Origin of the sequence: Vibrio sp. Vb339 (assembly GCF_902751245.1) — a bacterium.
Classification (GTDB): Bacteria; Pseudomonadota; Gammaproteobacteria; order Enterobacterales; family Vibrionaceae; genus Vibrio; species Vibrio coralliirubri.
In genome coordinates, this window is sequence record NZ_CADDIS010000011.1 from 67,721 (window position 1) to 82,101 (window position 14,381).

At 45.1% G+C, this 14,381-nt stretch carries 13 protein-coding genes and 1 riboswitch; of the genes, 7 read left to right on the forward strand and 6 right to left on the reverse strand.

Annotated elements, in window-relative coordinates; translation table 11 throughout:
• Positions 1-86: 86 nt before the first annotated feature.
• Together glyS and glyQ are read right to left on the reverse strand one after the other, a co-directional pair.
• Positions 87-2,153 carry a glycine--tRNA ligase subunit beta gene (glyS, locus tag HRQ85_RS24900; RefSeq protein WP_172380843.1) on the reverse strand — a complete coding sequence of 689 codons (2,067 nt, stop codon included), beginning with the start codon at positions 2,151-2,153 and terminating at the stop codon, positions 87-89.
• Positions 2,154-2,155: 2 nt separating this feature from the next.
• Entirely contained in the window at positions 2,156-3,070 is a 915-nt protein-coding gene (gene glyQ, locus HRQ85_RS24905) for a glycine--tRNA ligase subunit alpha (RefSeq protein ID WP_017632669.1), read from the reverse strand.
• A gap of 210 nt (positions 3,071-3,280) precedes the next feature.
• A riboswitch (yybP-ykoY riboswitch) is annotated at positions 3,281-3,456 on the forward strand.
• Between the two features lie 34 nt (positions 3,457-3,490).
• Here glyQ and HRQ85_RS24910 point away from each other — a divergent pair.
• Complete coding sequence (locus tag HRQ85_RS24910) at positions 3,491-4,045, forward strand: TMEM165/GDT1 family protein (protein ID WP_017055491.1); 555 nt, start codon at positions 3,491-3,493, stop codon at positions 4,043-4,045.
• A 151-nt stretch (positions 4,046-4,196) separates the two neighbouring features.
• Positions 4,197-4,451 carry a hypothetical protein gene (locus tag HRQ85_RS24915; protein ID WP_081322257.1) on the forward strand — a complete coding sequence of 85 codons (255 nt, stop codon included), beginning with the start codon at positions 4,197-4,199 and terminating at the stop codon, positions 4,449-4,451.
• An 83-nt stretch (positions 4,452-4,534) separates the two neighbouring features.
• On the opposite strand, the gene tusA is transcribed toward HRQ85_RS24915, so the two are convergent.
• The gene (tusA, locus tag HRQ85_RS24920) at positions 4,535-4,786 is read right to left on the reverse strand and encodes a sulfurtransferase TusA (protein WP_004736675.1); all 252 of its coding nucleotides are present in this window, start codon (positions 4,784-4,786) and stop codon (positions 4,535-4,537) included.
• Between the two features lie 149 nt (positions 4,787-4,935).
• On the opposite strand from tusA, the gene HRQ85_RS24925 reads away from it, so the two are divergent.
• Together HRQ85_RS24925 and HRQ85_RS24930 are read left to right on the forward strand one after the other, a co-directional pair.
• Positions 4,936-5,121 carry a hypothetical protein gene (locus tag HRQ85_RS24925; RefSeq protein WP_004736674.1) on the forward strand — a complete coding sequence of 62 codons (186 nt, stop codon included), beginning with the start codon at positions 4,936-4,938 and terminating at the stop codon, positions 5,119-5,121.
• Between the two features lie 156 nt (positions 5,122-5,277).
• The gene (locus HRQ85_RS24930; RefSeq protein ID WP_004736673.1) at positions 5,278-6,219 is read left to right on the forward strand and encodes a LysR family transcriptional regulator; all 942 of its coding nucleotides are present in this window, start codon (positions 5,278-5,280) and stop codon (positions 6,217-6,219) included.
• 135 nt (positions 6,220-6,354) lie between these two features.
• Here the strand turns inward: HRQ85_RS24930 and acuI are convergent, their stop codons facing one another.
• The 3 genes from acuI to fadB all read right to left on the reverse strand — a co-directional run bounded on the left by acuI (position 6,355) and on the right by fadB (position 10,940).
• Complete coding sequence (gene acuI, locus HRQ85_RS24935) at positions 6,355-7,335, reverse strand: acrylyl-CoA reductase (NADPH) (RefSeq protein WP_172380844.1); 981 nt, start codon at positions 7,333-7,335, stop codon at positions 6,355-6,357.
• Positions 7,336-7,578: 243 nt separating this feature from the next.
• A complete protein-coding gene (gene fadA / locus HRQ85_RS24940; RefSeq protein WP_172380845.1) occupies positions 7,579-8,742 on the reverse strand; it encodes an acetyl-CoA C-acyltransferase FadA in 1,164 nt (387 codons plus the stop codon).
• 26 nt (positions 8,743-8,768) lie between these two features.
• Positions 8,769-10,940: a fatty acid oxidation complex subunit alpha FadB gene (fadB, locus tag HRQ85_RS24945; RefSeq protein WP_172380846.1), complete on the reverse strand. Its 2,172-nt coding sequence runs from the start codon at positions 10,938-10,940 to the stop codon at positions 8,769-8,771.
• Positions 10,941-11,167: 227 nt separating this feature from the next.
• Between fadB and HRQ85_RS24950 the strand changes: the two genes are divergently transcribed.
• Genes HRQ85_RS24950 through hemG form a run of 3 tightly spaced genes read left to right on the forward strand, consistent with a single transcriptional unit; the run spans position 11,168 to position 13,821 of the window.
• Positions 11,168-11,791: a YigZ family protein gene (locus HRQ85_RS24950; RefSeq protein ID WP_017058823.1), complete on the forward strand. Its 624-nt coding sequence runs from the start codon at positions 11,168-11,170 to the stop codon at positions 11,789-11,791.
• Between the two features lie 34 nt (positions 11,792-11,825).
• On the forward strand, positions 11,826-13,283 hold the full coding sequence (locus HRQ85_RS24955; RefSeq protein ID WP_010433127.1) for a TrkH family potassium uptake protein: 1,458 nt from the start codon (positions 11,826-11,828) through the stop codon (positions 13,281-13,283).
• Positions 13,284-13,293: 10 nt separating this feature from the next.
• Positions 13,294-13,821 carry a menaquinone-dependent protoporphyrinogen IX dehydrogenase gene (gene hemG, locus HRQ85_RS24960; protein WP_048611256.1) on the forward strand — a complete coding sequence of 176 codons (528 nt, stop codon included), beginning with the start codon at positions 13,294-13,296 and terminating at the stop codon, positions 13,819-13,821.
• Positions 13,822-14,381: the final 560 nt, after the last annotated feature.

Below are 14,381 nucleotides of genomic sequence, written 5' to 3' on the forward strand. Positions count from 1 at the left end.
AAACAAAAAGGGAAGCTTTCGCTTCCCTTTGGGTGTTTACCGTTAATTACTCAGAGTATGACTTAGAGTAACTGTCTCATTTGTGCTTATTTTTGCAGTAGAGATATGTCAGCAATCTGTAGGAACAGGTTACGTAGGTTGTTCAGTAGCGTTAGACGGTTCTTCTTAAGTGCTTCGTCATCAGCCATAACCATTACGTTATCGAAGAATGCATCAACAGGTTCACGTAGATCAGCAAGCTTGCTTAGGGCTTCTTGGTAGTTGCCTGTTGCGAATGCTGGTTCTAGTGCTTCTGTCATTACTTCAACGTTTTCAGCCAGTGCTTTCTCTGCGTCTTCTTGAAGAAGAGCAAGATCGATTTCAGCAGGTAGCTCGCCATCGAATTTAGCAAGGATGTTACCTACACGCTTGTTCGCTGCTGCTAGTGCTTCTGCTGCTTCCAGTTCACGGAAGTGAGAAACCGCTTTAACACGTTGGTCAAAGTCAGCTGGCTTAGTTGGACGACGTGCTAGTACCGCTTGGATGATATCAACACTGAAACCAGCATCTTGGTACCATGCGCGGAAACGACCTAGCATGAAGTCGATAACGTCAGCTTCTACGTTGTCGTTGGTTAGCTTGTCGCCTAGTAGCTCTTTCGCTTTACCGATCAGATCGGTTAGGTCTAGGTTGTAGCCGTTTTCAACGATGATACGTAGCACACCGAGTGATGCACGACGTAGAGCGAATGGGTCAGAACCTTTTGGAGCTTGGCCAATACCGAAGATACCTACGATAGTGTCTAGCTTGTCTGCCATTGCTACTGCTGAAGAGATACCAGTGCTTGGTAGATCGTCACCCGCGAAACGAGGCATGTATTGCTCGTAAAGTGCCAGTGCAACTTGCTCGTCTTCACCGTCGTGAGTCGCGTAGTGCATGCCCATTACACCTTGAGTATCCGTAAATTCGAATACCATTGATGTCATTAGGTCACACTTAGCCAGTAGGCCAGCACGCTTAGACTTTTCAACGTCAGCATCGATTTGCTCAGCAATGTAGCCAGCAATCTCTGTGATGCGGTCTGTTTTGTCTTTGATCGTACCTAGTTGCTTCTGGAAGATAGCTTGGTCTAGTTCAGCAAGACGGTCGATAAGCGGGCGCTTACGGTCTGTGTTGAAGAAGAATTCAGCATCAGCAAGACGTGGGCGTACCACTTTCTCGTTACCTTCGATAACATGGCGAGGCTCTTTAGACTCGATGTTTGATACGAAGATGAAGTTCGGTAGTAGCTTCTTGTTGTCATCGTAAACAGGGAAGTACTTTTGGTCACCTTTCATGGTGTAAACCAACGCTTCAGAAGGGACTTTTAGGAACTCTTCTTCGAACTTCGCTGTAAGTACTACTGGCCATTCAACCAGAGACGTTACTTCTTCAACAAGGTCATCTTCTAGGTCAGCTGTACCGCCAACCGCAGCTGCCGCTTTTTGCGAATCAGCAAGGATGATCGCTTTACGCGCTTCGTAATCTGCCATTACTTTACCGCGCTCTTCTAAGATCGCAGGGTATTGGTCAGCAGAGTCGATTGTGAACTCTTGTTCGCCCATGAAACGGTGGCCACGGATAGTACGAGCAGATGCTACGCCTAGGATTTCGCCTTCAACAAGCTCATCACCTAGTAGTACTGTCAGTGTTTTCACTGGACGGATAAATTGAATGTCTGAGTTACCCCAGCGCATTGCTTTAGGAATTGGTAGGCCAGCCAGTGCTTTCGCAGCGATGTCCATCACCAATTCTTGAACTGGTTTGCCAGCTACTTCTTGTTTGAAAAGAAGCCACTCGCCTTTGTCTGTTTTCAGACGGTCAGCTTGCTCAACAGTAATACCGTTACCACGAGCCCAACCTTGTGCCGCTTTGGTCGCGTTGCCTTCAGCATCGAATGCCACAGAAACAGCAGGGCCACGCTTCTCAACCACTTTGTCTGCTTGGCCTTCAGCTAGTGCAGTTACTTTAAGTGCTAGACGACGAGGTGCTGCGTACCACTTGATGCCTTCGTGAGAAAGCTCAGCCGTTTTAAGACCTGCTTCAAAGTTAGAAGCAAATGCTTCTGCTAGAGAACGAAGTGCCGTTGGTGGAAGCTCTTCCGTACCCAGTTCAATTAGAAAATTCTTCGCCATGATTATTTGTCCTTCTTACACATTGGGAAGCCAAGCGCTTCACGTGACGCGTAGTACGCCTCAGCAACTGATTTAGTCAGGTTGCGGATACGAAGGATGTAACGTTGACGCTCTGTTACAGAGATAGCTTTGCGCGCATCAAGTATGTTGAATGCGTGGCCTGCTTTTAGAATGCGCTCGTAAGCTGGAAGCGGCAGTGGCTTCTCAAGCTCAAGTAGCTCTTTACACTCTTTCTCGCACTGGTCGAAGAAAGTGAATAGGAAATCTACGTCTGCGTGCTCGAAGTTGTACGTTGATTGCTCAACTTCGTTTTGGTGGAAGATGTCACCGTAAGTCACGTTAGAACCGTCTGGTGCTACGTTCCAAACTAGGTCGTAAACAGAATCTACTTCCTGGATGTACATTGCTAGACGCTCGATACCGTAAGTGATCTCGCCAGTTACTGGCTTACACTCAAGGCCGCCAACCTGTTGGAAGTAAGTAAACTGAGTTACTTCCATGCCGTTTAGCCATACTTCCCAACCAAGGCCCCATGCGCCTAGTGTTGGGTTTTCCCAGTTATCTTCAACGAAGCGAATGTCGTGAACAAGTGGGTCAACACCAAGAACCTCTAGGGAGCCTAGGTACAACTCTTGGATATTGTCTGGCGATGGTTTTAGCGCTACTTGGAATTGGTAGTAGTGCTGCAGACGGTTAGGGTTTTCACCGTAACGGCCATCGGTCGGACGACGAGAAGGTTGAACGTAAGCTGTAGACATTGGCTCTGGGCCAAGTGCTCGTAGACATGTCATTGGATGAGAGGTGCCTGCACCTACTTCCATATCTAGAGGTTGAACAATGGTACAACCGTTTTGAGCCCAGTAATCCTGCAGCGCGAGGATCATTCCCTGGAAGGTTTTGATATCGTATTTTTGCATAGTCAGGTTCGCGCGATTCTTTTAAATGAATGAGAAAAATAACCTCTGAGTATACCGAGATATTCGTAAAGCGAGTAGGGGTAATCTTGTTTAATTAGTGGTCTAAAATGTCGTTTAGTGGATTTTTTTGCCTTTAATGTTTGTTTTTCGGCACAAGTGGATATTTTGATAAGTTTGACACTTGTGTTTGAAAGCGTGGGTGATTAAAATCTCGCGGTCTTTGGGGAGTAGCTTACTTATTCATATCCTATTGAATGAGTTCGTTCGTCAACATAATTGATGCAAAATCATCATGGCGTTCGAGGCAACCACCACCTTGGTGGCGCTTAGCAAGACCTTAGACAAGCATCGTGAACCGGGATGGGGCGCGAGGTTTGTCTTTGGTTAAATATAATAATCTCCATCCCAAATGAGCATGTCGTGAGCGTTTTAGCAATTTCAATTACAACTGTCGCCTTAGCCGAGATCGGTGATAAGACCCAGTTGCTGTCCCTTTTATTAGCCAGTCGATATCGAAAACCGATACCTATCATTGCGGCTATCTTCTTTGCCACCATTGCCAATCATGCCCTTGCTGCATGGCTAGGGGTTGTGGTCGCCGACTATCTTTCACCTGAAGTATTAAAGTGGGTGCTGGTGGTCAGTTTCATCGCTATGGCGGGCTGGATTCTGATTCCGGATAAGTTGGATGACGATGAGCAGATCTCGAATCGAGGCCCGTTTGTCGCCAGTTTCATCGCCTTCTTCATTGCTGAGATCGGTGATAAAACCCAGATTGCGACCTCTATTCTAGGGGCTCAATATTCTGATGCATTAACGTGGGTGATTCTAGGTACTACGATCGGTATGTTGCTGGCGAATGTGCCAGTGGTGATCATCGGTAAGCTTTCTGCTGATAAGATGCCTCTTGATCTGATTCGTAAGATCACAGCCTTGCTATTCGTGGGCTTAGCTATCGCTGCGGCTTTCTATTAATAGCCGGTATTGAGTCTTATTATATTCAATCAGTAGAGTAATGTGTTGTAGGTCATACTCTTACAGTATTGTGGGGTTTATCGAGCGAATGGACATATAACTGTCATACTTGTCATGATATTTTAATCTTGTGAGTTAAGAACACGAGGGCATGATTATGTTGACGCGTTATATGGGTATTACTCCACAAAGCCAAAGTTATCTATTTACTTTTGGTCTTGCACTTACACTATTAGGCATGGTGTTGACGGACATGTGGCTACCAATGGTCGCGGGTGCCATCATCATGACTGCACTTGCGGTAGAGGCTTGGATTCGGGTCGCGCATATTATTCCGATGCGCAAAGATATCCGAGAAATTCAGCATCAGATCGAGCATCTGCAAAACAAGTCTAGAAGCGAATAAACAAAAAGCCGCTCGTACTCTGAGTTCTGTTTAAGAACATAAGGTACGAGCGGCTTTTTTGATACTTGATAGTCGGTGGGGCGTTACGCCTCCAATCCCTTTCTGATCAAATACTGGTAAGGCAACGTTTCTGTTGCTTGGCCTACCAACTGGTGATCCATGAATCGACAAAAGCTCGGAATATCTCGAGTTGTCGAAGGATCGTCAGCTTTTACCAGTAACACATCGCCATCCTGCATGTTTCTAATTGTCTTCCTGACCATCATTACTGGTTCCGGGCAACGCAGGCCTTCAGCTTCTAAAGTATGGGTTGCCAGTTCAGGTTTGAATGTCATGGTTTGTATCTCTATATCTATCTAACGAGTGAATAATACGTCTGCAGAAAAAATATGCAATAAGTGCTTGGCAAACAGAATCATTTCCTATAACTTAGTTAACAAGTTGATAACAACTTGAAACAAAGGCAACTAGCTAAGGAGTGGCGATGTTGACAGGATTAGATAGATTAACAATTTATTCGGTTCTCTGTTTTATTTCTTTTTGTGCGTTAGTACTACGCTCATCGACAGAGACCTCACTGATGCCTATTTTTGGCATAGTAGCAACGATTATTGGTATTTGGGTAGAGATGCGCCGTTGGCAAGGCATAGCCGAAGAGCAAGAGCACTAACCCGAATACAGCAAGCGAATTCCGATACGACAACATTCCGACACTATCCCCAAATTTTCTTGGGCTTCCCCGCGTAATTGCGGGATTTTTTTTATCTAAAGCATGCTATAAACAACTTAGTGACTAATGGCAATCGTATACAGCTAGGTAAGTGGCGTGGAATTAGAAGACATCTATCGTAGAGACCTTAATTTATTGGTCGCTTTAAAGGTATTGATTGAAGAGGGCAGCGTAAGCCAGGCCGCGCTTCGTCTTAACTTGAGCCAATCGGCAACCAGTCGAGTACTAGGGCGTTTAAGAGAATTACTTAACGATCCGCTGTTTACACGCCAAGGTCAGCACCTTATTCCTACCAAGAAAGCACTCGAGATCAGCCAGCGTATTGATCAGCCTTTGGAGTCTTTTCGCCAATTGCTGAGTCCGAGTGACTTTGATCCTTACTATTGCAGCGAACGTTTTCTGATCGCAACCACCGACTATGCGATGCAAACCATCTTGCCTTATGCGTTGCCGAAGATTTATGAACAAGCACCCAATATCTCTTTGGAGTTTGCTCCTTTGCAGCATGAGCATTTGTTTAAACAACTCAGCACTGAACGCGTTGATATGGCGATCTGTCGTCCGAGTGGCAGCATTGCACCACTTCATCAAGAAGTCTTGGGACCGGTTGGTGTGTCGTGTCTGTTATCTAAAAACCACCCATTAGCGGATCAGCCTTTAAGCCTTGAAGACTATGTTTCACTCCCGCATGCGATGATTGCGATCAGTGATGGGGTTAAGGCTTTATTAGACAACGCGTTAGCCAATCAACAGCCTCGTAAAATGGTGTTGCGTGCTTATCACCTTGAAGCCGCATTGGCGATTGTCGATAGAATGCCGTTGGTGATCACTGTGCCTGCTGATTTGGCTTACTTGGTCGCTGAGCGTTATGACTTAGTCGTCAAGCCATTACCATTTGAATTTATGCCGTTTGATTACTCACTGATCTGGCACTCGCGTTGCGATTCTTCTGCTTCACAACAATGGTTAAGAAGAGTGGTAAAAGAAGAGTGTGGTGAGCTGATTCAAAAACGGATTGCGGATGTAGGTTTGGGTTAACTAGAATTGAGTCTGGGTTCACTCGACCCGAATGACAAAAACGCAAAAGGGCTGATAAAAATCAGCCCTTTGTTGTTTTGGGTTATCCGAGCCTAAAGCAGTAGCTTACGGTTTGATAACTTTATGTTTAAAAATCTATAGTTTAATGACTACGCGACCAGTGATTTGACCGTTAGTGATGTCTTCTGCTGCTTGAATCGCACCGTCTAAAGACACCTCTTTGGTTGCTTGAGCGTAGAAAGATTCTGGTAATAGCTCAGCCAGTTGTTCCCACGCTTTAATACGTTTTTCACGAGGACACATTACAGAGTCAACACCTTGTAGGCGAACGTTACGCAGAATGAATGGCATTACTGTAGTTGGTAAGTCAAAACCGCCTGCTAGACCACACATTGCAACCGCACCGTTGTAATCAATTTGCGCCAATACTTTAGCAAGCACTTTGCTGCCTACCGTATCGATAGCGCCAGCCCACAGTTGTTTCTCTAGTGGTTTTGCTGGTTCTTCTAGTTCAGCACGCTCTACAATACGTGTCGCGCCTAGTGATTTAAGTAGTTCACCGTTTTCAGAAGCACGGCCAGTCACTGCTGCCACTTTGTAGCCCAGTTGGTTTAGTAGAGTGATAGATACGCTACCTACGCCGCCACTTGCACCTGTTACTAGGATTTCACCGTCTTCTGGTTTGATGCCTGCATCTACGATAGCTTGCACACAAAGCATTGCTGTGAAGCCTGCTGTACCGATCGCCATGACTTTCTTAGCGTCTAGACCTGCTGGCATTGGCACTAACCAATCACCGTTTAGGCTCGCTTTTTCAGCCATGCCGCCCCAGTGACCTTCACCAACCCCCCAACCCGTTAGAACAACTTCGTCGCCTGCTTTGTAGCGTGGGTCATCAGATTGTGAAACCACACCTGAAAGGTCGATACCAGGAACCATAGGGAAGTTACGAACAATGCGCCCTTTGCCTGTAATCGCCAAACCATCTTTGTAGTTCAAAGAAGAGTAGCTAACATCAATCTTCACGTTACCTTCTGGTAATTGAGATTCTTCAATTTGAGAAACTGACGCGATAGTTTTTTTGTCTTCTTGGTTTAGTACAAGTGCTTTAAACATGATCTGCTCCGTGGAGGAATATTAGGAAACTGAAGTAACTTTAGTTGAATCATCCGAGAAAAAATAATGAAACATCAACATTGAATATATGCGTTTTGTGCATAGATGTCAGGGTTGGTTTTTTCTCTCGTTGAGTCCGCTGAACGCAATCGATGCATTGTTGGATGCCAAGTAATAAAAAGTGCAGCTATATAAATATAGCTGCACAAAAGATTACCCTTCAAGTATTACAGTTAGTAAACGCTATGGGCGTTCAAATACCGTTGCAATACCTTGGCCTAAACCAATACACATGGTCGCTAAGCCGTATTTCACGTCTTGGGCTTCCATCAGGTTGATTAGCGTTGTCGAGATACGAGAACCAGAACAGCCTAGTGGGTGACCAAGAGCAATGGCACCGCCGTTAAGGTTTACTTTCTCGTCAACCACATCCAGTAGACCTAAGTCTTTAGCACAAGGTAGAGATTGAGCAGCAAACGCTTCGTTTAACTCAATCACACCCATGTCTTCAATGGTTAGGCCTGCACGCTTAAGTGCTTTTTGGGTTGCTGGTACTGGGCCGTAACCCATGATTGAAGGATCGCAGCCAGCGATAGCCATAGACTTCACGCGAGCGCGAATCTTAAGGCCAAGTGCGTTGGCTTTCTCTTCGCTCATGATAAGCATTGCAGAAGCGCCATCAGACAGAGCTGATGAAGTACCTGCTGTTACTGTGCCGTTTGCTGGGTCAAATACAGGACGCAGCTGGGATAATCCTTCAACTGTTGTCTCTGGGCGAATGACTTCGTCGTAATCCAGAGTGAACAGAGAACCGTCTGCAGAGTGAGCTTCGGTTGGCAGGATTTCATTTTTGAAACGACCTTCAACTGTAGCTGCTTGAGCTCGAGCATGTGAGCGTGCTGCGAATGCGTCTTGGTCTTCACGGCTAATACCGTGCATTTTACCTAGCATCTCAGCCGTTAGGCCCATCATGCCGGCCGCTTTTGCTACGTGTTTTGACATGCCTGGGTGAAAATCAACACCATGGTTCATTGGTACGTGGCCCATGTGTTCCACACCACCGATCAGACAGATTTCAGCATCACCAACCATGATAGAGCGAGTTGCATCATGCAGAGCTTGCATAGATGAACCACATAAACGGTTGACTGTTACCGCACCAATCTCAATCGGTAAACCAGCAAGTAAGGCAGCGTTACGGGCAACGTTGAAGCCTTGCTCTAGCGTTTGTTGTACACAGCCCCAGTAAATATCTTCAATTTCGACAGGGTTTACTTCTGGGTTGCGCTCTAAAATGCCTTTCATCAAATGTGCCGACAGATCTTCAGCACGAGTGTGACGGAAAGCTCCACCTTTGGAACGTCCCATTGGGGTACGAAGGCAATCAACAACAACTACATTTTTCATTTTGCTATTCCTTTTCCAAATGTGGGTTACAGAGAACTGGCTTGTTGGCTGTCGTAAAAGCTTTCGCCCTTCGCTGCCATATCAAGCAATAGTTGAGGAACTTGGTACATTGCACCTAAGTCTTGGTAGCCTTTCGCCATTTCAACGAAGTTACCAATGCCCACACTGTCTAAGTAGCGGAATACGCCGCCTCGGAATGGAGGGAAGCCTAAACCGTAAACCAGTGCCATATCCGCTTCTTGCGGTGTCGCGATGATGCCTTCTTCTAAACAAAGTACCACTTCGTTGATCATTGGAATCATCACACGTTGGATAATTGTCTGGTCATCAAAGTCTTGTGGCTGTTGGCATACGTCAGCCAAGATAGGAAGAATCTCTTCAGAGAAGGTCTTCTTAGGACGACCGCGTTTGTCTACGCTGTATGTGTAGAAACCGCTGCCGTTCTTCTGGCCATATTTTTCAGCGACGTAAAGCGCGTCAATCGCATCACGACCTTCTTTACCCATACGCTCTGGGAAACCTTGCGCCATTACTGCTTGTGCGTGGTGTGCTGTATCTAGGCCTACAACGTCTAGCAAGTATGCTGGGCCCATTGGCCAACCGAACTTACGCTCCATCACCTTATCGATCTTGGTGAAGTCAGCGCCGTCACGTAGCAACATACTGAAACCGCCAAAGTAAGGGAAAAGCACACGGTTTACGAAGAAGCCTGGGCAGTCATTAACAACGATAGGGGATTTGCCCATCTTCGCTGCGTAAGCGACTACGCGATTAATGGTTTCTTCTGAAGTATGCTCGCCACGGATGATCTCAACCAAAGGCATGCGGTGTACTGGGTTAAAGAAGTGCATGCCACAGAAGTTTTCTGGGCGTTTTAGAGATTTTGCTAGCAGGTTGATAGGAATCGTTGAGGTGTTTGATGTAAGAACTGTGTCTTCACCCACGAGACCTTCCACTTCACTCAGCACTGCTGCTTTTACTTTAGGGTTTTCTACAACGGCTTCCACAATCACATCTGATTGTTCAACACCTGCATAATGCAGACTTGGAGTAATAGAAGACAGAATGCCTGCCATCTTGAATCCATCTAGGCGACCGCGTGATAAGCGTTTATTCAACAGCTTAGAAGCTTCGTTCATACCAAGATCAAGAGACGCCTGTGCGATGTCTTTCATCATCACTGGCACGCCCTTCAATGCTGACTGGTAAGCAATACCGCCGCCCATGATGCCAGCACCAAGTACCGCAGCTCGTTCAGTCGCTTTGTTGGCAGATTTACCAGCCTGTTTTGCTAAGCCTTTAATGTATTGGTCATTTAAGAACAAGCCAACCAGTGCTTTCGCTTCTTCAGATTTTGCTAGCTTAACGAAGTGTTTACGTTCGATGTCTAGTGCTGCATCGCGAGCGCTGCGTGCTGCTTCTTCAATCGCAATCACAGAAGTAATCGGAGCTGGGTAGTGAGGCCCTGCTTTTTGAGCCACTAAGCCTTTAGCCATAGTAAAGCTCATCATCGCTTCGAGTTTGCTTAGTGAAAGCGCTGATGTTTTTTGTTTACGGCGTAATTGCCAGTCTAATTTTTCATTAGCAGCCAGAGAAACGGTGTTGATTGCCGATTCTAGTAACTGGTCTGTTTCAACAATCGCATCTAACAAGCCAACTTTAAGCGCTTCATCTGCACGGCATGCTTTGCCTTGCGTGATAATTTCCATTGCGCTGTCAGCACCGATAACACGAGGTAGGCGCACACAACCACCAAAACCAGGCATGATGCCAAGTTTGGTTTCAGGTAGGCCAATGCTGGTGGTCTTGTCACCGATACGGAAATCAGTAGCGAGTACACATTCACAGCCGCCGCCAAGGGCATGGCCACGCATCATTGAAAGAGTTGGGACAGGAAGGTCTTCGAGCTTGCTGAAGATTGAATTAGCGAATCTTAACCATTCATCAAGTTCTGCTTCTGGCTTAGCAAATAGGCCAAGAAATTCAGTGATGTCTGCGCCTACAATGAACGCGTCTTTGTTTGAAGTTAAGATTAAACCACGTAATCCTGCGTGAGCATTAAGAGCATCTAACGCTTTGTCTAGTGATTCTAAAGTAGCAAGGTCGAGTTTGTTTACAGAGGCTGGTGCACAGAAGCTTAATTCCGCAATACCATCTTGTAATTCCTTTACCTGTAGGGTGTTAGCTTGGTAAATCATTGTCTATCTCCATGACATACAATCCACGATTGTTTGAGAGAATCTTGTTATCTTTCTATTATTGTAGAATACCTGGTAAGACCAGTTATCTTAGTCTGTACCTCTGCTTGATTAATTTCAATACATTTTTTAAACAATTGTTTAACATTGTGCGATGGCACAGATCCTCTAACCCTTATTATTCACGCGTGATACACTTCGTCGCTCTTATTAACTAAGTTAACGATATGAATGAACAGCCTTATTTAATACCTTCTGCGTCGGCTCTGTTTGAAGAAGAGATAAAAAAGAGCGTCTTTATTACGCATCTTGCTCATACTCCAAGTGTAGAAGCTGCAAAACAGTTCGTAGAACAGGTGAAAAAAGAGCATTCTTCAGCACGACATAACTGTTGGGGTTTTGTTGCTGGTCGACCTGAAGACTCAATGCTTTGGGGTTTCAGTGATGATGGTGAACCCTCAGGTACAGCGGGTAAGCCGATTTTGGCGCAACTGTCTGGTTCTGGAGTCGGTGAATTAACGGCTGTGGTCACTCGTTATTCTGGCGGAATCAAGCTTGGTACAGGTGGTTTGGTTAAGGCTTATGGTGGTGGCGTACAACAAGCTCTCAAGCTGCTTCAAACTATCGAGAAAAAAATAACCACAAAATTACGGCTAGAGTTAGACTATGGCTTTGTGCCGATCGCACAATCCATCATGGCTCAGCATCAGGCTGTTGAGGTCCAAGCGGATTATGGTGTTCAAGTTGAGCTTATTATTGAAATAGAGCTCCTTCAGGTAGATTCGTTTACCCAAACCATGATCAATAAAAGCGGTGCTAAGGCACTGGTAACGAAAGTCAAAGACAACTAGGAAGTGTGAAGCATTTCGCTTCGTTCAATAGCTCATGCAATTTCGCTCAATTATTCGAATCGTCGGATTATTATTAGCACTTTTTAGTGTATCAATGCTTGCTCCTGCGCTCGTCGCACTGATCTATAGAGATGGTGCGGGTGTGCCATTTGTGACGACTTTCTTCGTCCTCTTATTCTGTGGAGCAACTTGCTGGTTTCCAAACCGACGTTATAAGCATGAATTGAAAGCGCGTGATGGCTTTTTGATTGTGGTTCTGTTTTGGACGGTAATCGGTAGTGCCGGTGCGCTGCCGTTTTTGATCGCCGATAACCCCAATGTGTCGGTCACCGATGCTTTCTTCGAATCCTTTTCGGCATTAACAACTACCGGCGCGACTGTGATTGTTGGCCTTGATGATTTGCCTAAGGCGATTCTTTTTTATCGCCAATTCCTACAATGGTTTGGTGGTATGGGTATCATCGTATTGGCGGTAGCCATCCTTCCTGTTCTGGGCATCGGTGGTATGCAGCTATATCGTGCTGAAATACCGGGTCCAGTAAAAGACAGTAAGATGACCCCGCGTATTGCTGAAACGGCAAAAGCGCTCTGGTACATCTATTTAAGCTTAACTATTGCTTGTGCGGTGGCATTTTGGCTTGCAGGCATGAGTTTCTTTGATGCAATCAGCCACAGTTTCTCAACCATTGCGATTGGTGGGTTCTCGACTCACGATGCAAGTATGGGTTATTTCAATAGCCCTGCTATCAACATGATTACGGTCGTGTTCCTTCTTATATCTGCATGTAACTATTCTCTTCACTTTGCGGCATTTGCTTCTGGTGGCGTGCATCCTAAATATTACTGGAAAGACCCTGAGTTTCGCGCTTTTATCTTTATTCAAGTCGTCCTGTTCTTAGTTTGTTTCTTATTACTGCTGAATCATCACTCTTACGATTCGTATTATGATGCTTTCGATCAAGCCTTGTTCCAGACAGTATCTATTTCAACAACCGCAGGCTTCACCACCACCGGTTTCTCTGAGTGGCCGCTATTCTTACCTGTGTTGCTTCTGTTCTCTTCTTTTATAGGTGGTTGTGCAGGTTCAACGGGTGGCGGTATGAAAGTCATTCGAATATTACTGCTTACTTTACAGGGTGCTCGTGAAATGAAGCGTCTTGTTCACCCGCGTGCTGTCTATACCATCAAGGTTGGTGGTTCGGCGCTACCACAACGTGTCGTTGATGCGGTTTGGGGCTTCTTCTCTGCATACGCATTAGTTTTTGTGGTTTGTATGTTGGCTCTTATTGCTACGGGGATGGATGAGCTAAGCGCTTTCTCTGCCGTAGCGGCAACGCTGAATAACCTTGGCCCGGGCTTAGGTGAAGTGGCAATGCACTTCGGCGATGTGAATGATAAGGCCAAATGGGTGTTGATCGTATCTATGCTGTTTGGTCGTTTAGAGATATTCACCTTATTAATTTTATTGACCCCTACGTTTTGGCGTAGCTAAGGACAACATTGTGGCAAAAGCTCTATTTTTGTATTCAAGCCGTGAAGGGCAAACCAAGAAAATCTTGAACTATATAAAAGAAGAAATGAATGAGTTCGAATGTGAGCTTCAAGATCTGCACACTATTACGAGTGTCGACTTTGCTCAATACGACAGAGTTTTGATTGGTGCATCGATTCGTTATGGCCACCTTAATAAGAAGCTATATCAGTTCATTGATGCCAACCTTGCTCAGTTGCAATCAAACAAGGTCGCTTTCTTCTGCGTTAACTTAACGGCTCGTAAAGAAGACCAAGGTAAAGATACCCCTGAAGGTAGCGCTTATATTAAGAAGTTTCTTCTTAAGTCACCGTGGCAGCCAACTTTGATCGGTGTATTCGCGGGTGCTCTCTATTACCCTCGTTATAACTGGTTCGATAAAACCATGATTCGCTTCATTATGAATATGACAGGTGGAGAAACGGATACAACCAAGGAAGTTGAGTACACAAATTGGGAAAAAGTCTCTTTATTCTCTAAGAAACTGCAAGAGATGTAAGAGATGTAAGAGAAAAGCCTACTTTTGAGGCGTTTTGAGTTCTTTTTAATCGAACGAATAAAAAAACGAGAAAAACTTCAAAAAGGGCTTGCCAGTGTGATCGAAATCTCTATAATGCGACCTCGTTGAAACGGGAAGGCTTCGTAAGAAACCAAAACGAATCAGCAGGTCAAATTAGCCAAGCTAAGCGCTTGAAAAAAGTTTTGAAAATAGTGGTTGACACTAAAACTTAAATCGCTAAAATGGCCGTCCGATTTGAGCGAAGCTCAAAAAGGAAAAGCTCTTTAACAATTTAAACCTATCAATCTGTGTGGGCACTCGTTGATGAATATCAAAACGTTATTACTTAGGTAATAGCAGTTACTTCGGTAACAAAATTGATTTCAATGAACTGAGTGACCAATACGTTTAACTACTTGTAGTTATTCGGCACAGTCAATTCATTATCATTCTGTTGGAATGGTAATAGCTTTAGAATTACATGTTCATGTTTACATGAATATTAGTTTTGAAGTCAGTATTCGTTGAGTCACAAAATCTTAAATTGAAGAGTTTGATCA